Origin of the sequence: Microbacterium sp. HSID17254, assembly GCF_003989315.1 — a bacterium.
Taxonomy (GTDB): Bacteria; Actinomycetota; Actinomycetes; order Actinomycetales; family Microbacteriaceae; genus Microbacterium.
This window is the reverse complement of sequence record NZ_RBLT01000017.1, coordinates 1-26367: the sequence shown is the minus strand read 5'-3', so window position 1 is coordinate 26367 and position 26367 is coordinate 1. Positions and strand designations below refer to the sequence as shown.

Here is a 26367-nt window from a genome sequence, read left to right as displayed (position 1 = left end):
AAAGGGGGAATCAGGCGAAGAGGGGGGCGAGGTTCTCGTTCCACACGTCGACGCCGAGCTTCGCGATGAGAGCCACCACGACGACGAGGAACACCACGCGGATGAACGTCGTCCCGCGGGAGATGGCCATCCGCGAGCCCAGGTAGCTGCCGCCGACGTTCGCGACCGCGAGGATGCCCCCGAGCAGCCACAGCACCGAGCCGTGCGGGATGAAGAGGAGCAGCGCCCCCGCGTTCGTCGCGAGATTCACGATCTTGGCCTTCGCGCTCGCCTGCAGGAAGTCGTAGCCCAGCAGCGCGACGAGGGTGATCACGAGGAAGGTGCCCGTGCCCGGACCGATCATCCCGTCGTAGAACCCGATGCCGAGCCCGGCCAGCCCGGCCATGATGTGGTGCTTGTGCCCGTGGAAGCGCAGCTGCGTCGCGGCCCCGAGCTGCGGCCGGAGCGCCGTGAACAGGGCCACCGCCAGCAGCGCGATCACGATGATGGGCTTGAAGGCGACCGGGGGCAGCACCGTGGCGACCGCCGCGCCCCCGAACGAGCCGATCAACGCGATCACCGCCATCGGCAGAGCTGTGCGGAGGTCGGGCTTGGCGCGGCGGTAGTAGGTGATGCTGCTGGTCGCGGTCCCGAACACGGAGGCGAGCTTGTTCGTCGCGAGCGCCTGGACCGGGGCGATGCCGGGGATGAGGAGCAGCGCCGGGAGCTGCAGCAGCCCTCCGCCGCCGACGACCGCGTCGATCCACCCGGCACTGAACGCCGCCACGATGATGAGGATCAGCATCCCCCAGGTGAGCTGCTCGAGTCCGAGGAGGCTGCCGATATCCACTCCGCCATGATTCCAGACCCGCGGGCGCCGTCCCGCATCCACCGCTGGCAGACTGGGCTCATGCTCGCCGCTCTCCCGCTTCCGCATCCGTTCGCGTCGAGGAGCGGGGACGCCGTGCTCCGGCGGGCGACCGAGGCCGACGCCGACGCCGTCATCGCGCTGCTCGCCGACGACCCGATCAGCGCCGCCCGCGGAGATGTGGCGTCCGACGAGGACCGTCCGGCGTACGAGCGCGGCCTCCGCGAGATCCTGGCCGACCCCTCGAACGACCTCCTCGTGGTGGAGCTCGAGGGCGCCGTGGTCGGCACTCTCCAGCTCACCTCGATCCCCGGCATGGCGCGCCGCGGCGCTCGGCGGCTGCTCGTCGAGGCGGTCCGGGTGCGCAGCGACCTCCGGTCCTCGGGCATCGGCTCCGCGGTCATGCGCTGGGTCGGCGACACCGCGGCGCCCGCCCTCGGTGCGGCCATGGTGCAGCTCACCTCCGACGCCGCCCGCACCGACGCGCACCGGTTCTATGAGCGCCTCGGCTACGTGGGCTCGCACCGCGGCTTCAAGTACACCGTCCCGCAGCGCTGAATCCGGAGCGCATCCCCGCGCCACCCGCCCGACACCGACCGTTCACCCGCACCGCTCCGCGTGGCTACCTCGGACTCGTAGTGTCCTCTCGCAACCCGATACCGGCTCACAGCGCCGGACACCGAGAGGACACTCATGGCACGCTCCATCCGCCGCGCACGCATCGGCGCCGGCATCGCCCTGGCCACCACGGCCGTCATCGCTCTGACCTCCTGCGCCTCCGCGACCGACACCCCGGCCGCCGGTGACGACGCCGTGGACGCGGCGAGCGCGACCTCCGTCGAGGACTTCGGCTCGTTCGCCGACCTGGAGGCGGCCGCGAAGGAGGAGGGTCAGCTCAACGTCATCGCCCTCCCCCGCGACTGGGCGAACTACGGCGAGATCCTCGACCTGTTCGCGGAGAAGTACCCCGAGATCACCATCAACGAGGCCTCGCCCGACGTCTCCAGCGCCGAGGAGATCCAGGCGGCCGAGACGAACAAGGGCCTCGACACCGCTCCCGACGTCTTCGACCTCGGCCTGACCGTCGCCCTGCAGAACACCGACACCTTCGCCCCGTACAAGGTCCAGACCTGGGACGACATCCCCGACGAGCTGAAGGAGCCCACCGGCCTCTTCGTCGGCGACTACGGCGGCTACATGTCGATCGGCTACGACTCCTCGGCCTTCGAGGCGCCGGCCGAGTTGTCCGATCTCCTCTCCGCCGACTACAAGGGCGCCGTGGCCATCAACGGCGACCCGACGCAGGCCGGTGCGGCCTTCGCCGCCGTGGGCCTGGCGACCGTGCAGTCGGACGGCACGCTCGACGACTTCCAGCCGGGCATCGACTTCTTCTCCGAGCTGCAGAAGGCCGGGAACCTCCTCAAGGTCGACGTCACGACCGCGACCGTCGCCAGCGGCGAGACCCCCGTCGTCTTCGACTGGGACTACCTGAACGCGGCGCACACGGCCGACAACCCGGACTGGAAGGTCGTGGTCTTCGACGGCACCGGCTACGCGGGCTACTACAACCAGGCCATCAACGTCGACGCTCCGAACCCGGCCGCCGCGCGTCTGTGGCAGGAGTTCCTCTACAGCGACGAGGTGCAGAACCTGTGGCTGAAGGGCGGCGCCCGTCCGGTGCGCATGGAGGCGATGACCGAGGCCGGCACGATCGACGAGAAGCTCGCGGCCGCTCTCCCCGAGGCCCCGGAGGAGACCGTCGTGCCGACCGAGGAGCAGTCCGAGAACGCCGGCACGCTGCTCGGCGAGAAGTGGGCAGCGGCCGTCCAGTGACCACCGTCGTCGCACCGGGGGTGGAGGCCGCGGCGTCCGCCCCCGCCACCGCCGCCGGACCCGCGTCGCACACGCGGGCCCGGCGGTCGGCGCCGTCCGTGGCGTGGCTGGGGCTCGTACCGTTCGCCGCCTACGTGCTGCTCTTCCTCGCCGTGCCGACCGTGCTCGCGATCGGCTCCGGGTTCTTCGACGGCGACGGTGCTTTCACCTGGACGAACGTCGCCGCCCTCGGCGACCCGGTGGTGCTCACGACCTTCGCGAACTCGGCGGGGCTGTCGCTGCTCACCGCGGCGGTCGGTGCGGTCGTGGGCGCCCTCGTCTCCTACGCTCTGCTCGGCATGAACCCGGACGGCGTCGTGCGCCGATCCGTGGACGCGGCCGCCGGGGTCCTCGCGCAGTTCGGCGGCGTCATGCTCGCCTTCGCCTTCATCGCGACGATCGGCATCCAGGGCGTGGTCACGGTCTTCCTCCGCGACACGTTCGGCATCGACATCTTCGCCGAGGGCACGTGGCTGTACGAGCTTCCCGGCCTCATCCTCCCGTACATCTACTTCCAGGTGCCGCTCATGGTCATCACCTTCCTGCCCGCCCTCGCTGCACTGAAGCCGCAGTGGGTCGAGGCGAACCTCACCCTCGGGGGCAGCAGGGCGAGCTTCTGGCTGCGGATCGGCCTCCCGGTGCTGGCGCCGTCGTTCCTCGCCAGCCTGCTGCTGCTCTTCGCGAACGCGTTCTCCTCGTACGCCACGGCCGCGGCGCTCGCGAGTCAGGGCTCGCAGATCGTCCCGCTGCAGATCCGCACGGCGCTCACCAGCGAGACCCTGCTCGGTCGGGAGAACCTCGCCGGCGCTCTCGCCCTCGGCATGATCATCGTGGTCGGGGTCGTGATGGCGCTGTACTCCCTCATCCAGCGACGGGCTTCGCGGTGGCAGGCATGAACGGCCTCGCCCCGTCCCGCGCGACCCGTGCGGTGATCGGCATCGTCGTCGGGGCGTTCTTCGCGGTGCCCCTCGTGTCGACGTTCCTCTTCACGCTGCGCGACACCGACGGCCTCTCGTTCGCGCACTGGACCGCCCTCTTCGACCCCGCGGCGTCGGCGGCCCTGAAGCCCCTCTGGACGGGGCTCGGGAACTCGCTGACCCTCGCGGTGGTGACCGTGTCGATCGTGCTGTTCCTCCTGGCTCCCACGATGATCCTCGTGAACCTCCGCTTCCCGCGGCTCAAGGCGGCCTTCGAGTTCGTCGCGCTCCTGCCGATCTCGATCCCCGCGATCGTGCTCGTCGTGGGGCTCGCGCCGATCTACCTGCAGATCGGTCGGACCGTGGGCACCGGCACCTGGACCCTCGCCTTCGCGTACGGTGTCACGGTCCTCCCCTTCGCCTTCCGCTCGATCCAGGCGTCGATCGATGCCGCGGACCTGCGCACGCTGTCCGAGGCCGCGCGCTCGCTCGGGGCGGGCTGGCCGACGGTCGTGCTCCGCGTGCTCGCGCCGAACCTCCGCCAGGGCCTGCTCGCCGCCTCGCTGATCTCCATCGCGGTGGTGCTCGGGGAGTTCACGATCGCGTCCCTCCTCAACCGGCAGGTCTTCCAGACGGCGATGGTCGTGGTGCAGAAGCAAGACCCGTATGCCCCCGCGATCTTCACGCTGCTCGCCCTGTCGTTCGTCTTCCTCCTGCTCCTGCTCATCGGCCGCGTCGCCCGCGGTCCGCGAAAGGCCCGCTCATGACCCTCGATCACGCACTCCCGCGCACCAAGGACAACCTGCTGCTCGCCCAGGCCGGCGACGGCACGCGGGTCGAGCTCCACGGCATCGTCAAGAGCTACGGCGGCACGAGGGTGCTGCACGGCGTCGACCTCGACATCGCCCCCGGGGAGTTCGTCTCGCTGCTCGGCCCCTCCGGCTGCGGCAAGACGACGCTGCTCCGCGTGCTCGCGGGACTCGAGGGCGCCGAGGAGGGGACGGTGCTCCTGGGCGGAGGAGACGTCTCGCGGGTGCCGACGAACCGGCGCGACATCGGGATGGTGTTCCAGTCGTACTCGCTGTTCCCGCACCTCCGCGTCGTCGACAACACGGCCTTCGGGCTCCGTCGTCGGGGTATCGGCAAAACCGAGGCGGCGCGGCGTGCCCTCGATGCGCTCGCCCTCGTGGGCCTCGCCGACCTCGCCGACCGGTTCCCGCATCAGCTCTCCGGCGGACAGCAGCAGCGGGTCGCCCTGGCTCGCGCCCTCGTCACGGAACCCCGGGTGCTGCTGCTCGACGAACCCCTGTCGGCTCTCGACGCCAAGGTGCGCGTACAGCTCCGCGACGAGATCCGGCGCATTCAGCTGCGGCTGGGCATCACGACCGTCTTCGTCACGCACGACCAGGAAGAGGCCCTCGCGGTGTCGGACCGGATAGCAGTCATGAACTCCGGTCGCATCGAGCAGATCGGCTCCCCGGAAGAGCTGTACACGACTCCCGCGACCGCCGAGGTCGCCGCGTTCGTCGGCCTCTCCAGCGTCGTGTCCGGCGTCGCGGGCGGCGAGCACGTCGTCGTGTGGGGGCAGCGTCTCCCCTTGCAGACCCCCGCCGACGGCCCCGTCGACGTGTACCTCCGTCCGGAGAACGTCCGCTTCACCTCCGCGGAGGATGCCGCAACCGATGCCCTCGTGGAGGAGAGCACGTTCCTCGGCAGCATGCGGCGGACCCTCGTGCGCACCGAGTCGGGCGAGCTGGTCCGCGTGCAGCACGATCCCGCCGTGCACCCGTCGTTCGGCGACCGCGTCCGCATCGCGGTGACCCCCGCCCCGGTGGTCGCGCGCCCCCGCGGCTGACCGAGACCCCGGGTTCACGTCGAGACCCCCGGCTGCAGACGTCGGCAGCCGGGGGTCTCGACGAATGCCCGGGGTCTCGGCGACACCGGGGCGGGGAGAGTTACAGGACGCGGGAGAGGAAGTCCTTCGTGCGCTGATGCTGCGGATTGGCGAGCACCTCGCGGGGGTCGCCCTCCTCGACGATGTGTCCGCCGTCCATGAAGATCAGCCGCGAACCGACCTCGCGCGCGAAGCCCATCTCATGCGTGACGACGAGCATCGTCATGCCCTCGTCGGCCAGCGACCGCATGACCTGCAGCACCTCGCCGACGAGCTCCGGGTCGAGGGCCGACGTCGGCTCGTCGAACAGCATCATGTCGGGGTTCATGCACAGCGCCCGGGCGATGGCCACGCGCTGCTGCTGCCCACCCGAGAGGTGCCCGGGGTACGCGTCGGCCTTCTCCGCGAGACCGACGCGCTCGAGCATGGCGCGGGCGACCTTGTCGGCCTCGGCCTTCGAGCGCTTCTTCACCCGCTGCTGCGCGATCGTGAGGTTGCCGAGCACGCTGAGGTGCGGGAAGAGGTTGAAGCTCTGGAACACCATCCCGATGCGGGTGCGCACGCGGTCGATGTCGATGTCGGGATCGGTGATGTCGATGCCCTCGATGAGCACCTTGCCGCCCGTGGGCTCCTCCAGGAGGTTCACCGAGCGGAGCAGCGTCGACTTCCCGGAACCGGACGGGCCGATCACACAGACGACCTCGCCGGCGAGCACCGTCAGATCGATGCCCTTGAGCACCTCGTTGTCGCCGAAGCTCTTGTGCAGGTCCTGGATCGCGATCGCGGGGGCCTGGACGTCGATCAGGTCGGTGCTCATCGTGTCCTCGCCATCCGACGCTCCAGCCACGCGCTGAAACGCGTGAGCGGGATCGTCACGATCAGGTAGAGGATCGCCGCCATGATGAGCGGCGTTCCGTTGGCGTTCTGCGTACTGGCGTCACGGGCGAAGGTGGTGAGCTCCTTCGACCAGACGAACGTGCCGACGACGAACAGCAGCGACGTGTCCTTCAGCAGCAGCACGAACTCGTTCGTCAGCGGCGGGATGATGATCCGGAAGCCCTGCGGGACCACGATCCAGAAGGTCGTCTTCATGGGCGACATGCCGAGCGAACGCGCCGCCTCGGTCTGTCCCTTCGGCACGGCCTGGAGTCCCGCGCGGATGGTCTCGGCCATGTAGGCCGATGCCACGAGCACGAGCCCGATCAGGCCGAGCACCACGGGACCGCCGAGCTCCTGCGCCCGCACACCGAGCGCGATCGGCACGATGAACCCGATGGCGAAGATCGTGAGCAGGGCGGGGAGTCCGCGGAACAGCTCGATCCAGACGGTCGCGATCCACCGGAACGGACCGATCTCGGACAGCTTCATCAGCGCGAGGATCACGCCGAGGAGCAGGCCGCCCGTGAACGCCACCGCCGTGAACCACAGCGTGTTGACGAGCGCGGTCGTGATGATCCCCGGCAGCATCTTGGCTGCGACCTCGGGGTTGAAGAAGAGCTGCCCGAGCCGGGCCCAGTCGGTGCTGAACGCGATCCAGACGGCGATCGCGATCAGCACCGCATAGACGGTGTACCGGTAGAGCTTCTGCTTGGTGGTGCGCCTCAACGCCATTGTCAAGGTCCTCCCGACCTCCGTGTTCCCCGGCTCAGTTCGCCGTGAAGTACTGGTCGTAGATCTTCTGGTACTCGCCGTTGTCCCTCAGCTCCGCGAGCGCACCGTTCACGGCGTCCAGGAGCTCGTCCTTCTCGCCCTTCGCGAAGGCGAAGCCGTAGGACTCGTCGGTCTCGTAGGTCTCGACGATCTCGTAGGAGGAGTCGGCCTTCTCGTGCTCGAGGTTGACGGGCTGGTCCTGCAGGATCGCGTCGATCTGCCCCGCCTGGATGGCCGGCCACAGCTCGCCGTCGGAGGGGTACTGCACGAGCTGCGCGCCCTTCGCGTTCTCGGTCGCGTACGCCTCGCCCGTGGTGCCCTGCTGCACGCCGACGTTCTTGCCGTCGAGGTCGTCGATGGACTCGATGCCCGAGTCGGTGCGCACGAGCAGCGACTGCAGCGAGTCGTAGTACGGGTCGGAGAAGTCGATGTTGGCCTTGCGCTCGTCGGTGATCGTCATGGCCGAGGCGCCGACGTCGCAGGTGCCGGCGGCGAGGGTCGTCCCCGACTGCAGCGCATCGAAGCCCACATCCTGCACGGAGAGCTTGAGGTCGAGCTGCTCGGCGATCGCGCCGAGGAGGTCGATGTCGAAGCCCGTGTACTCGCCGTCGTCGCCCTCGAACTCGAACGGCGGGTAGGGGATGTCGGAGCAGACGGTGAGCGTGCCCGCCTCGACGAGGCCGTACTCGTCGCCGGCGGCGGGCTCGCCGCCGCTGCCCGCATCGGAGGAGCCGGTGGCGCATCCGGCGAGCGCGAGGGTGGCGGTGGCCGCGATCGCGAGGCCGGCGAAGAGGTTACGACGGGACATGTCGGCTCCTGGGAGTCGGGGGGCGGGTGAGCCCACGGACGGGTAGGAGTTCATCTAAACATGCGGCTCGTCGCGTGACCAATGACATCCCCTCGCGCCGCATTACGTTTGTGTTTCGGTGCCGCGAGGACGACGCTCGACGCTCAGAGCTCGGCGTCGACCGCCACACGGCCGGAGACGACCGAGCGGATGTACCCGGCGACCTCCTCGTGCGCAGGGTGCACCTGGTACTGCTCGAGGTCGGCGACGGAGTCGAAGTCCGCGACCAGGGTCACGTCCCAGTTCGCGTCCGGGTACACGTCGTTCGCACCGGCCCAGATGCTGCGCAGCTGCGGCACGACGCCGTCGAGGGCGTTGAGCCGACGGGCGACCTCGGCCGCCTGGGCCTGCCGCTCCCCCGCGTCCTCCGCGGCGAGCTTCCAGGTCACGACATGGCGGATGGTCATCGCAGCTCCTTCTGGTCGGCACGGGCCTCCGCGTCGACGGCTTCCTCCAGCGCCTCGCGCAGACGGTCGGGGGACACGCGCCAGTGCGCATGCAGTCGTCCGTCGATGAGGACGACGGGGATCTTCTCCCACCACTGCTCGTACAGGGCGGGGTCGTCCTGGATCGACGCCTCGACGATCTGGATGCGCTCCGCGGCGGCGTCCGGCAGTTCGGCGACGACCGCGTCGACGACCTCGGAGGCCACGGCGCACAGATGGCAGTCGGGCTTGCCGATGAGGGTCAGCGTCGTCACGACGACGGGACCTCCACCTCGCGTCCCTGGGCGATCCACTCGCCGGTGCCGCCCTCGACGTTGGTCGCGTCGTAGCCGCGGGCCTCGAGCGCCTCGACCACGCGAGCCGAGCGGCCGCCGGCCTGGCAGATCACGTCGAACGACTCGGCCGGGAGCTCGTCCAGGCGGTTGCCGATCTCGGACATCGGGATGTTCACGGCGCCGGGGACGTGGCCGGCCTGGAACTCGTGCACCTCCCGGACATCGATGAGGGGCGTGCCGGAGCGCTCGGCGAGTTCGGCGACGGTGATCGACTTCATGACATCCTCTCGGCGGTGCGGAACGGCGCGCAGAGACACAAAGCGCCCGTCCGAAGACAGGCGCTCGGTGTCTGGCCGCTTACTTCTTGTTGCGGCGCTGGTGGCGAGTCTTGCGAAGCAGCTTGCGGTGCTTCTTCTTCGCCATGCGCTTGCGGCGCTTCTTGATGACAGAACCCACGGAAACCTCACTAAGTCAGGGGCTGGGTGTCGCCGGAATCGGACACCCGGGTACGAGCACGAAAAATGCCTCGGATCATCCTAGCAAACTCAGGAGGGTGCCCCGCGCCCCTTCGTCAGCCGGCGTCGGCGATGGGCCGCTGCAGAGCCTCCGCGACGGCGGACTCCGGCACGCGGTAGCTCCGTCCGAATCGGATGGCGGGGAGGTCACCGGCGTGCACGAGCCGGTACACGGTCATCTTGGACACGCGCATGAGCTCGGCGACTTCGGCCACCGTCAGGAATCGGACGTCTGGAACCTCGGGCATCCCACGTACCCCTTTCTCGATGAGCACACTCTATGGGGTCGCTGGGACGCGTGTAAACCCGCGTGGCTGTTGTGATCAGTGGGATGTCGGCACGGTCGCGAACGCCCGGACCGGGAACGTCCCGAACCCGCGGATCGCGGGAGGGGCCGCGGTGAACCGCGCCCCGCGCGCGGGGAGGCGATCCAGAGCGGTGAGGTGCTCGACGACGTGCACGCCCGCCGCGAGGAGGATGCTGTGCGCGGGTCGCTCCCCGCCGCTCTCCGTGTCGTCGATGTTGAGCGCGTCGATGCCGACGAGGCGCACCCCGGCGTCCACGAGGAAGCGCGCCGCGTCCTCGGTGAGGAAGGGCGAGCCGGTGCCGTAGGCGGGCGTGCCGAACAACCGGCTCCAGCCGGTGTCCAGGAGCACCGCGGTGTCGCGGAGCTCACGATCCGCGATCGTCGCCGCCCTGATACCCCGCCGTTCGGGCGTCCACGCGTCGCGGAGATGGAAGACCTCGGCGGGCAGGTCCACGAGGGTGTCGAGGTCGAGCGACGCCAGGTCGGCCCCGTCCGCATAGCGGTGGAACGGCGCGTCGACGTAAGTACCCGTGTTGCCGATCATCGTGATCACGTCCATCGCGAACTCCGTCCCCGGCGCATAGCGCTCGCGCGACGCCGCGCGGGTGAGGTGCGGGGTGATGGTCGGCGCCGGCAGCCCGGGATAGGTGACCATGCCTTCCGCGATCGGGTGGCTCAGGTCCACGACCCGTTCGGTGCGGTCTCCACGAGCCGGAGCCGCGACGCCACGGCTGCCCCGGTGCGGCTCGGCGACGATCCGCAGGTCGCGGAGCTCGACCTCGCCCACGAGCGCCAGGCCGAGATGGGCGACGAGCAGGGCTGCGACCTCGTCCGCGGTCACGTCCTCCCGTGGCAGATCGAGTCGGAACCCCTGCCCCTGCAGCCCGCCGCCGTTGGCGAAGGTGATCGCGAAGTCGAAATGCGCGCGGTACTCGTCCGTCATGGGCCCATCCTGCCGGAGACAGCCGACACCGTGATGTGCGCGCCCGCCCTGCTCGAACCGGCACACCGACGTCCAGCCCGCGCATAGCCCGCATTGCCCGATCGCTCAGACAGCCCTGCCAGTGTCGGTGCGGGACCCGTGCCGGCACCTGCCGAGTCCGCGCGGATCTGGGGTCCGCACACCGCCCCCGACGGCATCCCCCCTGCCTTCGGGGGCGGTTCCCCGTCCGGGCGGGGCGCGGGATCAGGCGCCGAGGCGCTTCAGCGCGTTCGTGACCACGTGCTTGGCGGAGGCGGCCGCACGCCCGACGACCTCGGCCGCGTGCGCGGCACCGTCGGGGATCGGGGCGCCCGGATAGGCGATGTCCGGTGCCGCATCGCCGAACGCATCGACGAGGAACGGGACCAGCCAGTCGTCGACGGCCTCCAGCGGCGCGACGGACAGGCTGTAGAAGCGGCGCTGCCCGTCTTCGCGGACGGTGACGAGCTCGGCGTCGCGGAGCACCTTGAGGTGCTTCGAGACGGTGGGCTGACTGATGCCGAGGTCGGCCACGATCTGGCTCACGCTCGTGCCGGACTCGCCTTCGGACGTGCGTCGGAGCAGGAGCTGGAGGATGTCGCGCCTCGTACCGTCTGCGATCACGTCGAAGATGTCCGTCATGTGATCAGGGTAGTGCGCCCCGGCACGGAGTACCATGACGAAGGCTCGGCGAGAGGCGCCGTGCTGCGGCCGTGGAACGGACGGCGCGGAAGAAGGGGGCAGCGATGTCGGGCATCGTTTCGGCGTCGTCTCCCCGCACCGGTCTTCCCGGAGCCGCCGGCCGGGTGAAGCACCTCATCACCTCGTCGCCGTCCCGGTTCGCCATCGCCGTCTTCGCGCTGCTGATCCTCGTGTTCACGGTGCTGTTCTCGCTGCCGATCGCGTCCGCCAGCGGCACGGTGACACCGCTCAGCGACGCGCTCTTCACCGCCGTCTCCACGATCTGCGTGACGGGCCTCGCGACCGTCGACATGGCCAACCACTGGTCGCCGTTCGGGCACGTCGTCGTGTTCATCGGCGTCAACATCGGCGCCCTCGGCGTGCTGACCCTCGCCTCCCTCATGGGGATGCTCATCTCGAAGCGCCTCGGGCTGCGGGCCAAGCTCATGGCGGCCGGCGACACGAACCCGCTCCGCGCGCACGGCGGCGTGGTCAACGAGAGCCAGACCGTGCGCCTCGGCGAGGTGGGCCAGCTGCTCACCACGGTCGCCCTCTCCGCCCTCTTCATCGAAGCGGCCCTCGCGGCCCTCCTGTATCCGGCGCTGGTGATGGCGGGGGTCGACCCGATCGCCGCGCTCTGGGAGGCCCCGTACTTCTCGGCGATGGCGTTCACGAACACCGGCTTCGCCCCGAACGACGGCGGAGTGGCCGTCTTCGCCGACGACTACCTCGTGCTGTCGCTGCTCATGGTCGGCGTGTTCCTCGGGAGCATCGGCTTCCCGGTGATCTACACGCTCGCGAAGCACGTCTGGCACGTCAAGCGCTGGTCGCTGCACTCGAAGCTGACCATCGTCACCACGGTTCTGCTCTTCATCCTCGGCGCGGCCGCCTTCCTCATCCTCGAATACGACAACCCCAAGACCTTCGGCTCGATGGACGCGGCGGACACGACCTTCCAGGCGTTCTTCCTCTCCGCGATGACCCGCTCCGGCGGCTTCAACGTCATCGAGATGGACGACCTCAACGGCTCGTCGCTGCTCGCCGCCAGCATGCTCATGTTCGTCGGCGGCGGGTCCGCGTCGACGGCGGGCGGCATCAAGGTGACCACGCTCGCGGTCCTCGCGATCGCCGTCTGGTCCGAGGCGAAGGGCCGCCAGTCCGTCGAGGCGTTCGGCCGCCGCATCCCCAGCGACGTGCAGCGCGTCGCCCTCAGCGTCGTCGCCTGGGGCGCCACCATCGTCGCGCTGTCGACCATCGTGATCGCGCAGATCACCAAGGCCGACATCAGCCATGTGCTCTTCGACGTCATCTCCGCGTTCGGCACGGTCGGGCTCTCGACGGGTCTCACCGGGGAGCTTCCGGATTCCGCCTCGTACGTCATGGCCGCGACGATCTTCATGGGCCGCGTTGGTACAGTGACTCTCGCTGCGGCAGTCGCCGCGACATCGCGCACGCAGTACTACTCACTGCCCGTGGAAAGGCCGATCGTTGGTTGAAGTCCTTCGGGGGGACGCTCCCGTCCTCGTCATCGGTCTCGGCCGGTTCGGCGCCGCCTGCGCCGGCGAGCTCGACCGCCTCGACCGCGAGGTGCTCGCGATCGACGACAACCTCGAGCTCGTGCAGAAGTGGTCGGACCGCGTCACGCACACCGTGCAGGCCGACGCCCGGAACATCGACGCCCTCCGCCAGATCGGCGCCCAGGACTTCCAGGTCGCGGTCGTCGCCGTCGGCTCCTCGATCGAGGCGTCCGTGCTCATCACGGCGAACCTCGTCGACCTCAAGGTGCCGCAGATCTGGGCGAAGGCGGTCTCCCAGTCGCACGGCAAGATCCTGGCCCGCGTGGGCGCCAACCACGTCATCTACCCCGAGCGCGAGGCCGGCGAGCGCGTGGCCCACCTCGTGAGCGGGCGCATGCTCGACTTCATCCGCTTCGACGACGACTTCGTCCTGGCCAAGATGTACCCGCCGAAGTTCATCCGCGGCGTCGGCCTGAACGAGTCCGGCGTGCGCTCGAAGTACAAGGTCACCGTCGTCGGGGTGAAGAGCCCGGGCAAGCCGTTCCGCTACGCGGAGGCCAACACGATCGTGACCAACCACGACCTCATCATCGTCTCCGGGACGAACAGCGACATCGAGCGCTTCGCCGCCCTCGACCGCTGAGCCGGGTCCTCCCCGCGGCGGATGCGCCGGTCGCGGCAGGCGTGGTGGGATGGGGGCATGAGCGATCACGCCCCCGCACCGCCCGTCCTCGCCCTCCGCGGGCTCCGCAAGCAGTTCGGCCAGAAGGTCGCCGTCGACGCGCTGTCGCTGGACGTCCCCGCGGGCTCGATGCTGGGGCTGCTCGGCCCGAACGGTGCCGGCAAGACGACGACGCTCGCGATGACCACCGGGCTCCTGCGCCCGGACGCCGGGACGGCCTGGGTGCTCGGCGCCGACGTCTGGCAGGACCCTGCCGCCGCGAAGGCGCGGATGGGCGTGCTCCCCGACGGCATCCGGATGCTCGACCGGCTCAGCGGCGCCGAGCTGCTGCGCTACACCGGCCTGCTGCGCGGCATGCCGGAGACAGAGGTCGTCTCCCGCTCCGGTGAGCTCCTCGACGCGCTCGGCCTGACGGAGGCGGGCGACACCCTCGTCGTCGACTACTCGGCGGGCATGAAGAAGAAGATCGGCCTGGCCTGCGCGCTCATCCACGCGCCCCGGCTGTTGATCCTCGACGAACCCCTCGAAGCCGTCGACCCGGTCTCCGGACAGACGATCCGGCAGATCCTGCGCTCCTTCGTGGACGGTGGCGGCACGGTCGTCCTCTCCAGCCACGTCATGGAGCTCGTCGAGTCGCTGTGCGACCGCGTCGCCATCGTCGCCGAGGGGCGTCTGCTCGCCCACGGCGCCCTCGACGAGGTGCGGGCCGGGCTCACACTGCAGGAGCGCTTCCTCACCCTCGTGGGCGCGCACGACCTCGGAACGGAGACGCTCGCGTGGTTGCGCTCCTCGTAGGCCTGCGGCTGCGACAGCTCGGACATCAGCTCAGGCGCAACCCCTGGATGATCGTGACCCTCGTGATCGTGGGTCTCATCGCGCTGAGCATGCTGGGGCTTCTGACCGTTGGGCTGATCGCCCTGCGGGTGGGCGCCCCGGACGCCGCCGTGACCGCGATGGTGCTCACCGGCGCCATCATCGTGCTCGGATGGTGGATCGGGTCGATCCTCGTCAGCGCGGACGACTCGCTGGCCCCCGAGCGCTTCGCCCTGCTCCCGGTGACCGCCCGCGCTCTCCTCCCCGGACTGGTCGTGGCGGGGATGACGACGATCGGCGGCATCGGCACCGCCCTGGCCCTGCTGCTGATGCTCGTGGGATGGTCGGTCAGCGTGCCGGCCCTCCTCGTCGCGGTGCTCATGGTCCCCGTGGCCCTCGCGACCTGCGTCCTCGGCGCCCGCGTCGTCAGCGGGCTGCTCGCGGGATGGCTCGCCCGTCGGCGGACGCGCGACCTCGTCCTCACCCTCGGCGTGGTGCTGCTGGCCTCCTCCGGCCTCCTCCTGAACATCGGGCTGCAGGCGCTGTCGACCGTGCGCGACGTCGGGGGCGCCTTCACCGCGGTCGCCGAGATCGCCGCGTGGACGCCGGTCGCCGCCGTGTTCGGAGTCCCCGCCGCGGTGGCACAGGGCGACGTCGTCACCGCCGCCCTGCGGCTGCTCATCGCCGCCGCCACCCTTGTCGTCTTCTGGGTCGCCGCGCGCCGGATGCTCGCTGCGCGCCTCGTCGCCCCCCTGCAGTCGAGCGGGGGCGGACGCGTGCGCTCGGGAGGCGTGCTCGACCGTCTTCTTCCCGCGGGGCCCGTCGGCGCCATCGCGGGACGGACGCTCCGCTACTTCCGTCGCGACCCGCGTCAGGTCGTCAACATCGTGATGCTCCTGCTGCTCCCCGCGATCTTCCTCGGGCTCGCGCTCATGAACGGACTGCAGCAGGACAGTACCGGCTTCGCGCCCGCGATCACCCTCATCCCCGCGATCAACGCCCTCCTCGCCGGCAGCATCGTGCAGATGGCGATCGCCTACGACAACGACGCCGTCGCACTACACATCCTGACCGGGGTGAGCGGGACGGCCGATCGCGTCGGACGCCTGCTCGGGTTCGCGCTGGTGGCGGTGCCGATCACGATCCTCCTGTGCGTCGTGACCTGTCTGCTGGCCGGGCGTCCGGATCTGCTTCCGGGCAGCCTGGGCGCTGCTCTCGGGCTCATGGCGGTGTCGGCGGGCGCGGGCTCCTGGGTGGGCGCGTTCCTTCCGGGGCGAGCTCCGGCACCGGAGGCCAACCCGTTCGGACGCGGCTCCTCCGGGGGCGCGCAGTCCTTCCTCGCGATGCTCATCATGTCGCCGATCACCCTGCTGCTCGGCGGCCCCGCCCTCGGCTTCGCGATCGCGTCGATCTGGATCCCGCCCCTGGGCTGGGCGAGCCTCGCAGCCGCCGTCGTCCTCGGTGGGGTCGCGCTGTGGGGCGGCACGGTGCTCGGCGGTCGCACCCTGCAGCGGTGCTGGCCCGAGGTGCTCGCCGAGGTCGCCAGCGAGGCCTAGCCGCACCTCGCCGCAACAGGCACTCGCGCGCGTTCAGGCTCCAGGGGCGCTGGCCGCCTGAACTCGCGTGATCGCCTGCTCTCGCGAGGGTGGGATCAGGCGCCGGCGGCGAGCTCCTTTGCGCGAGCGAGGGCGGCGGCGGCAGCGGCGGCGAAGGTGTCGGACAGATGCGCGTCCTGGAGCACGGCGACGGCGCGCTCCGTCGTCCCCTTCGGGCTCGTCACCCGGCGGCGCAGCTCGGCGGGGTCCTCCCCCGTCGAATCCAGCAGCGCGGTTGCACCGATGAAGGTCTGCTCGGCCAGCAGCCGGGCGTCCGCGTCGGCGAAGCCCATCTCCCGCGCGGCCGCGGTGAACTCCTCGATGAGGAGGAACACGTAGGCGGGACCGGAGCCCGAGATCGTCGAGAGCGCATCGATCTGCGACTCGGGGACCTCCACCACCGCCCCCACCGTCTCGAACAGACGGCGCACGAGCGCGAGGTCTTCGGGAGTCGCCGCGGCGCCGGCCGCGAGCCCGGTGACCCCCTTGCGGATCGTCGACGGGGTGTTCGGCATCGAGCGGATGACGCGGGCCTCCGGGCCGAGGACATCCGCGAAGGTCTGCAGCGTGACCCCCGCGGCGAGGCTCACCACGACGGTCTCCGGGCTGAGGTGCGGCGCGATCTCGCGGAGCAGGTCGGGGACCATCGCCGGCTTCACCCCGACCAGGACCACCCGTGCGCCGGCCACGGCGTCGGCATTGCCCTCCGGCCGCTCGGACAGCGCGATGCTGGTGACGCCGTCGAGGCCCGCGAACGCCTCCGCCTTCTCCGGCGTGCGGTTCGTCGCGGTGATCCCTCCGTCCACCGGGACGCCAGAGGCGAGCACGCCGCGGAGGATCGCTCCCCCCATGGATCCGGCACCGAGGAACGCGAGGGACGGGAGCGCATCAGCCATGTCGTCATCCTACGGCGGGCGCTCCTGTGCCGCTCGGACTCCCGTCCTAGACTCGTCGCATGAGTGCATCCGGAGGCAGCAAGGCCATCGTCGCGGCGTTCCTGGCGAACCTGGGCATCGCTCTCGCGAAGTTCCTCGCGTGGGCCCTCTCCGGCTCGGCCTCGATGCTCGCCGAGGCGATCCACTCCGTCGCCGACTCGGGGAACCAGCTCCTGCTGATGCTCGGCGGCCGCAAGGCGAAGCGTCACGCGGACCGCGCGCACCCGTTCGGCTACGGCCGCGAGCGCTACGTCTACGCGTTCGTCGTGTCGATCATCCTCTTCTCCGTCGGCGGGCTCTTCGCGATCTACGAGGGCGTGGAGAAGCTCACCCACCCGCATGAGATCGACCAGACCTGGTGGTGGCTCCCGCTCGTCGTGCTGTTCATCGCGATCGGCCTGGAGTCGTTCTCCCTGCGCACCGCCGTGCGCGAGAGCAACGTCGTCCGCGAGAAGGGCCAGTCCTGGTTCTCCTTCGTCCGGCGGTCCAAGGCGCCGGAGCTCCCCGTGGTCCTCCTGGAAGATGTCGGGGCCCTCACCGGCCTCACCTTCGCCCTGCTCGGCGTCGGCCTCACGCTCCTCACCGGCAACCCCGTCTTCGACGCCCTGGGCACGGTGATGATCGGCGTTCTGCTCGTGCTCATCGCGATCGTGCTGGGTGTGGAGACCAAGAGCCTGCTCGTCGGCGAGGGCGCGACCCCCGCCGATTACGACCGCATCGTGGACGCGATCAACGACGGTCCGGAGATCGAGAAGATCATCCACATGAAGACCCTCTACCTCGGGCCGGACGAGCTGATGGTCGCCGCGAAGATCGCGCTCAGCGCCGATAAGCCGCTGCGCGAGGTCGCGGACGACATCGACGAGATCGAGGCCCGCATCCGCGCCGCCGTGCCGGTCGCCCGGGTCGTCTACATCGAGCCGGACGTCTACCGTCCCGCGATCGATCCGGAGCCCTCGACGGACGTGTTCGTCCTCAAGTCCTCGGACTGAGCGTTCAGCGACGGTCCTCGAAGAAGGCACGCAACAGAGCGATGGACGCGTGCTCGTCCACGCCGCCGATCACCTCCGCGCGATAGGGCAGGCGGCGGTCGCGCAGCACGTCGTACATCGAGCCGGCCGCTCCCGCCTTGTCGTCCCACGCGCCGAAGACCACGCGGCCGATGCGTGCCTGGAGGATCGCGCCGGCGCACATCACGCAGGGCTCGAGGGTGACGACGAGTGTGCAGCCGTCGAGGTTCCACGACCCGCGGGCCGACGCCGCGGCGCGGATCGCCTCGATCTCGGCGTGCCCGGTCGGGTCGTGCGTAGCCTCCCGGGTGTTCCGCCCTTCGGCCACGACACGGCCGTCCGCGTCGAGCACGACGGCGCCGACGGGGATCTCCGCGGCGGTGGCGGCCTCGGCGGCGAGCTCGAGCGCCCGCTGCATCGCGAGGCGGTCGGCGGCGGTCATGCCCCGAGCCTACGGCAGCACGAGGCGGCCGCCACGGCACCCGATGTCGTGCGCGGACGCGGCGCGCATTAGCCTGTATCCATGCGTGTTCACGTCGCCGACCACCCTCTCATCACCCACAAGCTCTCGGTGCTGCGCGACGCGCGCACCCCGTCGCCGGTCTTCCGCCAGCTGACCGAGGAGCTCGTGACGCTCCTCGCGTACGAGGCGACGCGGAATGTGAAGGTCACGCCGATCGAGATCACGACGCCGGTCACCACGACCACGGGCGTGAAGATCTCCGAGCCGCGGCCCATCGTCGTGCCGATCCTGCGCGCCGGTCTCGGCATGCTCGAAGGCCTCGTCAAGCTCCTCCCCACCGCGGAGGTCGGTTTCCTCGGCATGGTCCGCGACGAGGAGACCTTCGAGCCCACCACCTACGCCGAGCGGCTTCCGGACGACCTCTCCGACCGCCAGTGCTTCGCGATCGACCCGATGCTGGCGACCGGCGGCTCGCTGGCCGCGGCCATCCAGTTCCTGTTCGACCGCGGCGCGAAGGACGTCACCGCGATCTGCCTGCTGGGCACCCCGGAGGGCGTTGCCGCGATCGAGGCGATGGCGGGCGACCGTGATGTGACCCTCGTCCTCGGAGCGCTCGACGAGCGCCTCGACGAGAAGGGCTACATCGTGCCCGGCCTCGGCGATGCGGGCGACCGCCTCTACGGCACCGTCTGACCTCGCTCGCGCTCTCGACTCGCGTCAGAGGGTCAGGCGGTAGCCGCGCTCCTCGCCGTAACGCGTGAAGCCGGCCCTGGCGAGGATCGGTGCCGAGGTCGAGACGCGGCCCTTGACGAGCGCCGTTGCGGCCCCGCGCGCGGCGCTCTGTCGCAGGCGCTCCGCGAGGACCGCCCGATAGACACCGCGCCCGCGGTCGGCGTCGAGTGTCGCCGCTCCCCACAGGCGGGTGAACCCGTCGACGATCGTGCAGCCGCCGGTGCTCACCGCGCGACCGTCGATGCGGCCGAGCACCCGGAAGCCCTCCCCCGTGGACAGGGCTGCGGTGAGTTCAGCGAACTCGGCGTCCAGACCGTCCTCGTCCAGCGGCTGCTGCTCCCAGACGGGGACGTCGATCGCGTCGACCTCGCGGAGCTGATCCTTCGTGCGCACGACCTCGGCGGTGACCCCGGGCGGCACGTCGACCGCGGCTCCGATGGTCGGACGCGCGAACACCGTGACGGTGTCGAAGTGCACCGCACCGCGGCGCTGGAGCTCGTCCTCGAGGTCCGGGTCGTCCGCGGGGTTGGTCCAGAACGTGAAGACGTCCTCACCCCAGGCTCTGGTGCGTTCCAGCGCTCCGTCCAGCACCTCGGCGGCGGACCGCGTCGACGTCACCTGGGAGCCGCGGACGCCGCCTCCGAACCGCTCCGGGTAGCGCACGAGCAGCAGATCGTCGCGGACGTCCTCGCTGCCGCGAGGAAACCACGCCCATGCGGCGGCGGCGCGCAGGATCTCATCAGCCGTCGGCGTCTCGACGGAAGCAGACCCGGGGACGGACGACATCATGATCCCTCCTCTTCAGCCGCGCCCACCAGGCGGGCGAAGGCGCTGAGCCTCGCGACGCCCTCGGGCGTGTACGGCAGATCGTCGAGCAGCGCCGGCGAGTGGATGAGGTAGGCCACGACCTGCGCGCGGGAGATCGCCACGTTGAGCCGGTTCTGCAGCAGCAGGAACTCCGGGCCCCGCGGGGCATCCCGACCGCTCGACGCGGCGAGCGTCGTGATAGAGACGACCGCCTCCTTGCCCTGGAAGTTGTCGACGGTCCCCACCGGGACCCCGCCGAAACCGGCCGCCGCGAGCGCATCGTGCACGAGCTGCCGCTGCGCGTTGTACGGCGCCACCACGATGATGTCCTCCGGCGTCAGCGGGCGGACGCTGCCCTCCGCGTCGTTGTCATGGAAGGTGCGGCCGACGAGGTCGCGGACGATACGCACCACCTCTGCGGCTTCCTCCGGGGACTGGGTCGCGTTGCCGCGGTGCCGCAGCGGCACCACGTGCAGGCCCGGGTCGATGCCCTCGACCGCGCGCCGCTCGGTACCGGGAGCGGACGCGAGCTTCCCGGCGTAGGCGAGCTTCGACACCGGAGCCGCGACATACGGGTGCATGCGCCAGGAGCGGGCGAGGAAGTAGCCGTACTCCGGACGCACGACGGGATCGCCGTCCATCACCCAGCCGAGCGCAGAGGTGTCCACCGGCTCCGGGTGGGCGCCCTGGCTGACCTGGGGCAGCTGCTGAGGGTCGCCGAGGAGCAGGAGCCGCTGCGCACCGGCGGCCACCGCGATGGTGGAGGCGAGCGAGAACTGTCCGGCCTCGTCGATCACGAGCAGGTCGAGCTCTCCCCTGGCGACTCGCTGCGTGTTGCTGAAGTCCCACGCGGTGCCGCCCACGACGGCACCCTCGTTCTCGTGCTCGGCGAGGAAGGCGGCCATCCCGGTCTTCGGGATCACCGTGTAGCCGGGATCGGCGTCGGCATCCTTGGGGCACTTCGCCACCTGGCCCGGGGCGACACCGTCGGCGACGACGCGCTCCAGGAGCGTCTCGATGATCGCGTGGGACTGCGCGACGACGCCGATGCGGAAGCCGTGCTCGTTGACGAGCCGGGCGATCACCTGCGAGCCGGTGTAGGTCTTCCCTGTGCCCGGAGGCCCCTGCACCGCGAGGTAGCTGCGGTCGAGGTCGAGGACTCCGCGGACGATCGCGTCGATCGTGTCATCCCCTGCGGCCGGAAGCGCGTTCCCCGACACCGTGCGCGGAGGCAGGCGGCGCAGGATGTCGGTGGCCGCGTCCTCCGGGAAGTCGGGGGCGGCCGCGTGCACCGCGTCCGCCCACTCGTCGATCGCCTGCTGCAGCGACACCACGCGAGGCGGCGCCGCAGGGGTCAGCGCGACGGGGAGGTCGTCCCAGGTCTGTCCCTGCACGGCGGACTCGACCACGAGGTACCCGTCGTCCAGCACCTCGACGACTGTGACCCCGTGCGGCACGTGCACGGCCCGCGACGGGACGTCGGTGTCGAACGGGGCCGGGACGTCGTAGAGCGCGAACGGCTGCGCGCCGGGGCCGAGCGTCGTGCCCGGGGACACCTCGCCGCGGATCTCGAGCTCCCGCGACAGCACTCGGCGGCCTTCGCCGATGCTCCAGTCGCGGCGCACCCGCGAGCGGGTCGCATCGACCTTCACCACGTCGCGCGTGCCGTCCCACATGGTGACCGGCTCCCGAAGCCGCTGGAAGTGCGCGACCCAGAAGCTCTTCGCCTCGCGCGGGAAGTAGTCGATGGCGGCCGCCGCGATCCGGTGCACGAGCCCGTCGTCACCGACCTCCACCGCACGCTCCGCGTCGCCGAGCAGAGCGAGCGAACGCGGCGACGGCTCGTAGATGACCTCGTCCGCATCGTCCGGCGGGGCCGGCGTCACGCCCTCCGCGCGGGCGATCTCGATGAGCCAGTTGCGCAGCCGGCGGGTCGAGACGCAGTCGTAGCGGTTGTAGTCGGCGAGGTCGGCGAGCACGGCGTCGGCCTCGGCCTGCGCGCCCGCTGCCGCGAGTTCCCGCGCCGCGACATACTGCACGATGGAGTCGTCGCCCTTCTGGACGTCGCTCGTGCGCACGTCCTCCCCCATGTAGAGCGGCTCGAGCTTCTTGATGGAGTAGGACCGCGACCCGACCCGCACGGTGCGCAGCACCAGCGGGTACAGGTCGACGAACACGCCTTCGCGGAGGAGGCGGTCCACCTCGCCCTCGCGCACGCCGTGGCGGGCGGCCATCGCGACCAGATGCGAGGTCTCGTAGGGGGCGTAGTGGTAGATGTGCATGCCGGGGTGCGCGGCGCGGCGCACCTTCACGAAGTCGAGGAAGGTCTCCAGCGCCCGGCGTTCCTCCGCGAACGAGTGCGCCCAGAGAGCGGTGTACTGGTCGGCGTTGTCGACCCAGCCGAACAGGTAGTCGATGCCCCACTCCGCCTCGCCGTCGGGGGCGGGCTCGGTGTACAGCGGATCGCCCTCGAAGTCGAAGAAGATGTCGCCGTGGCTGGGCACCGGGAGGGTGTGGATCGCCGCGGCGTAGTGCACGTCGTACGTCGCCGCGCCCTCGGCATCCGCCCGCAGCTGCACCCGGGCCTGGGCGCGGAGGTTCTCGAAGGTGTCGACGTTCATGCCCTCGGGGGCCTGCGTCGCCGCAGCCAGGTCGTCGATCGTGAGGATCCCGGCGGCGCGGAGACGGGCCCGCTGCACCGGACGCATGCGGGCGACCATGAGGAGGTCCCGGTGGGCCAGCACCTGCTCCTCGCAGGTGGCGCAGCGCCCGCAGGCGACCACGCGCAGGTCGCCGCGGTCGTCACCCCACGCGAGGGGCGCCCCGGCGGCGCCATCGGCCACGGCGCGGTCCGCGATGAGAGCGCGCAGCCGCGACCGACGCACACGGAACAGCGGAAGGAGGTCGTCGACGGCGTGCGTGCTGACGCTGTTGTCCCCGTGGATGAGGTCGACCTCGTCGGCTCGAGGGATGCCGAGCCGGTCGAGCTGATCGACATATGCCGCGAGCTGCATGAGGGCGGTCACGCGGGCCTTTCGGGCGAGCTTCGAGTCCTGCACCCGCCAGCGTCCGTCCGCATCGCGGCGGAGGAAGTCGGCGAACCCGACGAACTCGTCGGTGGCGAAGGCCGCCTGGAAGACGACCAGCGCGTCGGACCGCAGAGCGCTCAGCGTCTCGTCGACGGCGGCCGCGAGGGCCTCAGGATCGCTCGAGGAGACCTTGGCGATCCGGTGCACCCGTTCGTCGCCGAGCTCCCGGATGTAGCGGTCGAGCACGTTCTGCTCGTGCACGTCTCCCAGCTGGGCGGCGCGGAGGAGCGTCGCGTCCTCCGGCTCCTCGACGGCGGGGACCCGACCCAGTTTCGCGTCGATCGCCCGCGACCATGCGAACTCGCACTCGGCGGCCGCCTTGAGGTCGCTCGCGCTCCAGATGACCCGCTGCGCCTCTGTGTCGATCCGCACGATTCTCCCGTTCTGTCGGCTGCTTCGACACTATCCGCGGCATCCGACACGGCGAAAAGCGGGCGGTCCCGCACAGGGGGAACCGGTCAGCGCCACCAGGTGTCGTCGGGGGTCACCGGGAGATGACGCTTGTGCTGGGTCGCGAGGTACCGCGCCTCGATGCGGCCGGCGACCTCGGGATCGACCTCCCGGCCCTCGAGGAAGTCGTCGATCTGCTCGTACGTCAGCCCCAGCTCGTCCTCGTCCGTGCGCCCCGGCTGGTCGTCGAGGAGGTCGGCGGTGGGGACCTTGAAGGCCAGGCGCTCCGGAGCGTCCAGGAACTGGAGCAGGGCCCGCCCCTGTCGCTTCGTGAGACCGGCCAGCGGGAGGACGTCAGCGGCCCCGTCGCCGAACTTCGTGTAGAACCCCGTGACGGCCTCGGCGGCGTGGTCGGTGCCGATGACGATCAGCCCCTCATGCCCGGCGAGCGCGTACTGCGTGACCATGCGGAGGCGCGCCTTGATGTTGCCGCGGTTGAAGTCGGAGATGTCGCTGGAGACGGCGGACTCGATGTCCTTCTCGACGCCCTCGACGCCGTTCTGGATGTTGACCTCGATCGACGAGTCCGGCGCGATGAAGTCCAGGGCCGCCTGCGCGTCGTCGGCGTCGTGCTGGACGCGATAGGGCAGGCGCACCGCGAGGAAGGTGGCCTCCCCGCCCTCCGCACGTACGCGCTCCACCGCGAGCTGGGCGAGGAGCCCCGCGAGCGTCGAGTCCTGTCCGCCGGAGATGCCGAGGACGAAGCCCTTCGCGCCGGTCGTGCGCAGGTAGTCCGCGAGGAACCCGACGCGACGCTCCACCTCCGCTTCGGGATCGATGTCGGGCCGGGCGCCCAGGTCTTCCGCGATCTGCTTCTGCAACGACACGTTGTCCTCCGCTCATCGGTTCGGCTCCAGTATCCCCCTTCCGTGTTTCGTGCGGGTCACGCCACTGCGCCGGGACGCGGTATCCGGCCGCGACCTGAGAGACTGAAGCGGTGAAGCTCCTCGTCGCCGCCCTCGAGTCCGAACTGTCCGCCTTCCCCGAGGAGCTCGACGGCTTCGACCGCCTGGTCACCGGCCCCGGAAAGCTGCCGGCGACGTACGCCCTGACCCGCGCCCTCGACGCGAAGAGCTACGACGAGGTCGTCGTCGTCGGCACCGCGGGCTCCATCGAGAAGGGGCGTGCGTACGCGGTGCACGAGATCGCGACCGCGGTTCAGCACGACGTGATCGACCTGGACGGCGTCGTCGGACGGCACGTCTCGCTTCCGCCGCAGGTGACCACAGGCCGCGAGGGCGTCGTGATCGCCACGGGTGACCACTTCGTGAACGACGCCGAGGTCACCGCCGTGATCCGGCCGATGGGTGCCGCCCTGGTGGACATGGAGACCTACGCCTACATCTGGGTGGCGGGGCAGTTCGGCGTGCCGATCCGCGCCTTCCGCGCCGTTTCCGACCAGGCGGAGGACGGCGCCCTGGCCGACTTCCGCGAGGCCATCGCCCGGTGCAGCATCGAGCTGCGCGAGGTGATCCGCGCCGAGTACGGGGTCTGACCTCAGCGCGTCTCGATGACGCTCGGTCCGTTCGGCAGCGCACGGACCGTGAGCTGCGCGGGGATCTGCTCCTGCATCGCCTCGACGTGGCTGATGACGCCGACCGTGCGACCGCCCTGCCGCAGCTCGTCGAGCGTGCGCATCGCGACGTCGAGCGTGTCGCCGTCGAGCGACCCGAATCCCTCGTCGATGAACAGCGTGTCCAGGCGGATCCCTCCGGCGCGGGCCGTCACGACCTCGGCCAGTCCGAGGGCGAGCGCGAGGGAGGTGAGGAAGGTCTCGCCGCCCGAGAGCGACTGCGGCGGACGGGTCTGCCCGGTGAAGGCGTCGGCGACCACGATGCCCAGCCCGGACGCCGCACCGCGCGCAGCCAGGGCGTCGGAGTGCTGCAGGCGGTAGCGCCCCTCCGACATGTCGTGGAGGCGGCGGTTCGCGGCATCGACGATCTCCTCGAGTTCCGCCGCCAGCACGAAGGTCTCCAGCGTCATCTTGCGGGTGTTCGCCCCTCGTCCGGCGATCGTGTCGGCGAGGGCCTGGAGCACCTCGAACGCCGCGGCATCCTCCGCCGTGCGGGCATGTTCGTCCTTCGCGGCGTCGATGAGGCCGGCCAGCCGCACCGCGTCGCCCGCCGCCCTGGTGGCCTCGTCGACGGCGGCGGACCACGCCGCTCTGGCGTCGAGCGCCGCCTGCTCATGGGGCGCGAGGTCGATCGGCTCCTCCGGCAGCGTGCGCAGCTCGAGGTCGAAGAGCAGGGCGCGCTCCTTCTCCCGTTGCACGGCGTGCGTCGTCACCCGCTCGTCCAGCTCCGTCTGCACCGCCGGCGGACGCAGCGCCGCGGTGGCGGCCTCGACGTCGGAGAACTCGGAGGCATCGAGGGCGGCATCCCTCTCGGCAGCCGCCTCCGCCGCCGCCTGCTGCCTCCGCGCCCGTTCGGCTTCGGCGTCGAGGAGGCGGCGTGCGACGGCGAGGTGGGCGGTGGCCTCCGCCATGCGCTCAGCCACCGACGCGTAGCTCCCTCGCGCCTCGTCGATCGCCGTACGGGCGGCCTCGTCGCGCTGGACGACCAGGGCGAGCTGCTCACGGGCTTCGGCGAGGGCCGCCTGGTCCTGGACGCGCCGCCCCTCGAGCGCGCTCTGCTGGGCGCCGAGCTCGACGAGCTCGCCGTCGCGCAGCCGCGCGGCCTCGGCCGCGGCGAGGGCCTCCTTCTCCGCGGCCACGGCGGCATCGAGCTCGGCCTTCGCTGCCTCGACGTCTCGTCCGTCCGCGCGCGCCAGAGCCGCAGCGAGCTCGACCTGCAGCGACGTGCAGGTCGAGCTCGCCTGCTGCTCGCGGCGCGCCGCCTCGTCCCTCCGGGTCTCCGCAGCCGCGATGTCCTCCACGGAGACCGCGGCGCTGTGGTCTGCCGGGGCCGGGTGCTCCCGCGCACCGCACACCGGGCACGGGTGATCCTCGATCAGAGCGGACGCCAGCTCCCCGGCCATGCCGTCGATCCGGCGCTGGCGCAGATCGGCCAGAGCCGACTGCGCGGCGGCCTGCGCGGACGTCGCCTCGGCGAGGACCCGGTCGA

General features: G+C 70.8%; 29 protein-coding genes. 12 read left to right on the top strand and 17 right to left on the bottom strand.

The features are described 5' to 3' along the window. Positions 1-10: 10 nt before the first annotated feature. Positions 11-784, bottom strand: coding sequence for a sulfite exporter TauE/SafE family protein (locus tag D8M34_RS11170; protein ID WP_126894042.1), 774 nt, complete (start codon positions 782-784; stop codon positions 11-13). 105 nt (positions 785-889) lie between these two features. Between D8M34_RS11170 and D8M34_RS11165 the strand changes: the two genes are divergently transcribed. The 5 genes from D8M34_RS11165 (at position 890) to D8M34_RS11145 (ending at position 5491) form a co-directional block, all read left to right on the top strand. Beyond that, positions 890-1405 (top strand): GNAT family N-acetyltransferase, encoded by a 516-nt coding sequence (locus D8M34_RS11165; RefSeq protein ID WP_126894017.1) that lies wholly within the window; start codon positions 890-892, stop codon positions 1403-1405. Positions 1406-1540: 135 nt separating this feature from the next. Further along, a complete protein-coding gene (locus D8M34_RS11160; protein ID WP_126894016.1) occupies positions 1541-2680 on the top strand; it encodes an ABC transporter substrate-binding protein in 1140 nt (379 codons plus the stop codon). Beyond that, positions 2677-3615, top strand: coding sequence for an ABC transporter permease (locus D8M34_RS11155; protein WP_425375201.1), 939 nt, complete (start codon positions 2677-2679; stop codon positions 3613-3615). The genes D8M34_RS11160 and D8M34_RS11155 overlap by 4 nt, the downstream gene beginning before the upstream one ends. Further along, a complete protein-coding gene (locus D8M34_RS11150) occupies positions 3612-4403 on the top strand; it encodes an ABC transporter permease (RefSeq protein WP_126894041.1) in 792 nt (263 codons plus the stop codon). The genes D8M34_RS11155 and D8M34_RS11150 overlap by 4 nt, the downstream gene beginning before the upstream one ends. Then, positions 4400-5491: an ABC transporter ATP-binding protein gene (locus D8M34_RS11145; protein WP_126894014.1), complete on the top strand. Its 1092-nt coding sequence runs from the start codon at positions 4400-4402 to the stop codon at positions 5489-5491. Before D8M34_RS11150 ends, D8M34_RS11145 begins: the two co-directional genes overlap by 4 nt. A 100-nt stretch (positions 5492-5591) precedes the next feature. Here the strand turns inward: D8M34_RS11145 and D8M34_RS11140 are convergent, their stop codons facing one another. From D8M34_RS11140 to D8M34_RS11095, 10 genes are all read right to left on the bottom strand, one after another. After that, entirely contained in the window at positions 5592-6347 is a 756-nt protein-coding gene (locus D8M34_RS11140) for an amino acid ABC transporter ATP-binding protein (RefSeq protein WP_025104457.1), read from the bottom strand. After that, positions 6344-7141 carry an amino acid ABC transporter permease gene (locus D8M34_RS11135; protein WP_025104458.1) on the bottom strand — a complete coding sequence of 266 codons (798 nt, stop codon included), beginning with the start codon at positions 7139-7141 and terminating at the stop codon, positions 6344-6346. The genes D8M34_RS11140 and D8M34_RS11135 overlap by 4 nt, the downstream gene beginning before the upstream one ends. A 34-nt stretch (positions 7142-7175) precedes the next feature. Next, the gene (locus D8M34_RS11130; protein ID WP_025104459.1) at positions 7176-7988 is read right to left on the bottom strand and encodes a basic amino acid ABC transporter substrate-binding protein; all 813 of its coding nucleotides are present in this window, start codon (positions 7986-7988) and stop codon (positions 7176-7178) included. 143 nt (positions 7989-8131) lie between these two features. Beyond that, complete coding sequence (locus D8M34_RS11125; protein ID WP_025104460.1) at positions 8132-8434, bottom strand: Dabb family protein; 303 nt, start codon at positions 8432-8434, stop codon at positions 8132-8134. Continuing rightward, positions 8431-8727 carry a glutaredoxin family protein gene (locus tag D8M34_RS11120; RefSeq protein ID WP_025104461.1) on the bottom strand — a complete coding sequence of 99 codons (297 nt, stop codon included), beginning with the start codon at positions 8725-8727 and terminating at the stop codon, positions 8431-8433. Before D8M34_RS11120 ends, D8M34_RS11125 begins: the two co-directional genes overlap by 4 nt. Next, positions 8724-9026, bottom strand: coding sequence for a rhodanese-like domain-containing protein (locus tag D8M34_RS11115; protein WP_025104462.1), 303 nt, complete (start codon positions 9024-9026; stop codon positions 8724-8726). The genes D8M34_RS11120 and D8M34_RS11115 overlap by 4 nt, the downstream gene beginning before the upstream one ends. Positions 9027-9105: 79 nt before the next feature. Next, positions 9106-9204, bottom strand: coding sequence for a 30S ribosomal protein bS22 (locus tag D8M34_RS11110; protein ID WP_003792170.1), 99 nt, complete (start codon positions 9202-9204; stop codon positions 9106-9108). 115 nt (positions 9205-9319) lie between these two features. Further along, complete coding sequence (locus D8M34_RS11105) at positions 9320-9511, bottom strand: helix-turn-helix domain-containing protein (RefSeq protein ID WP_025104463.1); 192 nt, start codon at positions 9509-9511, stop codon at positions 9320-9322. 75 nt (positions 9512-9586) lie between these two features. After that, positions 9587-10513 carry a cyclase family protein gene (locus D8M34_RS11100; protein ID WP_025104464.1) on the bottom strand — a complete coding sequence of 309 codons (927 nt, stop codon included), beginning with the start codon at positions 10511-10513 and terminating at the stop codon, positions 9587-9589. Positions 10514-10756: 243 nt separating this feature from the next. Beyond that, positions 10757-11173, bottom strand: a complete 417-nt coding sequence (locus D8M34_RS11095) for an ArsR/SmtB family transcription factor (protein ID WP_025104468.1) — start codon at positions 11171-11173, stop codon at positions 10757-10759. A gap of 104 nt (positions 11174-11277) precedes the next feature. On the opposite strand from D8M34_RS11095, the gene D8M34_RS11090 reads away from it, so the two are divergent. From D8M34_RS11090 to D8M34_RS11075, 4 genes are read left to right on the top strand one after another with little or no spacing between them, the layout of a single operon-like run. Then, the gene (locus D8M34_RS11090; RefSeq protein WP_025104469.1) at positions 11278-12708 is read left to right on the top strand and encodes a TrkH family potassium uptake protein; all 1431 of its coding nucleotides are present in this window, start codon (positions 11278-11280) and stop codon (positions 12706-12708) included. Continuing rightward, complete coding sequence (locus tag D8M34_RS11085) at positions 12701-13372, top strand: potassium channel family protein (protein WP_025104470.1); 672 nt, start codon at positions 12701-12703, stop codon at positions 13370-13372. The genes D8M34_RS11090 and D8M34_RS11085 overlap by 8 nt, the downstream gene beginning before the upstream one ends. A 57-nt stretch (positions 13373-13429) precedes the next feature. Continuing rightward, a complete protein-coding gene (locus D8M34_RS11080; RefSeq protein ID WP_085603845.1) occupies positions 13430-14206 on the top strand; it encodes an ABC transporter ATP-binding protein in 777 nt (258 codons plus the stop codon). After that, a complete protein-coding gene (locus D8M34_RS11075; RefSeq protein WP_126894013.1) occupies positions 14188-15780 on the top strand; it encodes a hypothetical protein in 1593 nt (530 codons plus the stop codon). Before D8M34_RS11080 ends, D8M34_RS11075 begins: the two co-directional genes overlap by 19 nt. A 95-nt stretch (positions 15781-15875) precedes the next feature. Here D8M34_RS11075 and proC read toward each other — a convergent pair whose 3' ends face one another. Then, positions 15876-16715, bottom strand: coding sequence for a pyrroline-5-carboxylate reductase (proC, locus tag D8M34_RS11070; protein WP_126894012.1), 840 nt, complete (start codon positions 16713-16715; stop codon positions 15876-15878). 59 nt (positions 16716-16774) lie between these two features. Between proC and D8M34_RS11065 the strand changes: the two genes are divergently transcribed. After that, positions 16775-17746: a cation diffusion facilitator family transporter gene (locus D8M34_RS11065; RefSeq protein WP_126894011.1), complete on the top strand. Its 972-nt coding sequence runs from the start codon at positions 16775-16777 to the stop codon at positions 17744-17746. A 4-nt stretch (positions 17747-17750) separates the two neighbouring features. Here the strand turns inward: D8M34_RS11065 and D8M34_RS11060 are convergent, their stop codons facing one another. Then, the gene (locus D8M34_RS11060; protein ID WP_036292935.1) at positions 17751-18206 is read right to left on the bottom strand and encodes a nucleoside deaminase; all 456 of its coding nucleotides are present in this window, start codon (positions 18204-18206) and stop codon (positions 17751-17753) included. 81 nt (positions 18207-18287) lie between these two features. Here D8M34_RS11060 and upp point away from each other — a divergent pair, with 81 nt between their 5' ends. Further along, positions 18288-18920: a uracil phosphoribosyltransferase gene (gene upp, locus D8M34_RS11055; RefSeq protein ID WP_025104476.1), complete on the top strand. Its 633-nt coding sequence runs from the start codon at positions 18288-18290 to the stop codon at positions 18918-18920. A gap of 24 nt (positions 18921-18944) precedes the next feature. Here the strand turns inward: upp and D8M34_RS11050 are convergent, their stop codons facing one another. The 3 genes from D8M34_RS11050 to nadE form a co-directional block, all read right to left on the bottom strand. Beyond that, positions 18945-19748: a GNAT family N-acetyltransferase gene (locus D8M34_RS11050; RefSeq protein ID WP_238695644.1), complete on the bottom strand. Its 804-nt coding sequence runs from the start codon at positions 19746-19748 to the stop codon at positions 18945-18947. Next, positions 19745-23227 carry a TM0106 family RecB-like putative nuclease gene (locus D8M34_RS11045; protein ID WP_126894010.1) on the bottom strand — a complete coding sequence of 1161 codons (3483 nt, stop codon included), beginning with the start codon at positions 23225-23227 and terminating at the stop codon, positions 19745-19747. Before D8M34_RS11045 ends, D8M34_RS11050 begins: the two co-directional genes overlap by 4 nt. A gap of 86 nt (positions 23228-23313) precedes the next feature. Continuing rightward, positions 23314-24132, bottom strand: coding sequence for an ammonia-dependent NAD(+) synthetase (nadE, locus tag D8M34_RS11040; RefSeq protein WP_126894009.1), 819 nt, complete (start codon positions 24130-24132; stop codon positions 23314-23316). Between the two features lie 110 nt (positions 24133-24242). Here nadE and D8M34_RS11035 point away from each other — a divergent pair, with 110 nt between their 5' ends. Next, positions 24243-24800: a phosphorylase family protein gene (locus D8M34_RS11035; RefSeq protein WP_025104480.1), complete on the top strand. Its 558-nt coding sequence runs from the start codon at positions 24243-24245 to the stop codon at positions 24798-24800. Positions 24801-24802: 2 nt separating this feature from the next. On the opposite strand, the gene D8M34_RS11030 is transcribed toward D8M34_RS11035, so the two are convergent. Further along, on the bottom strand, positions 24803-26367 hold a 1565-nt coding region (locus D8M34_RS11030; RefSeq protein ID WP_274543264.1), incomplete at its 5' end, for an SbcC/MukB-like Walker B domain-containing protein.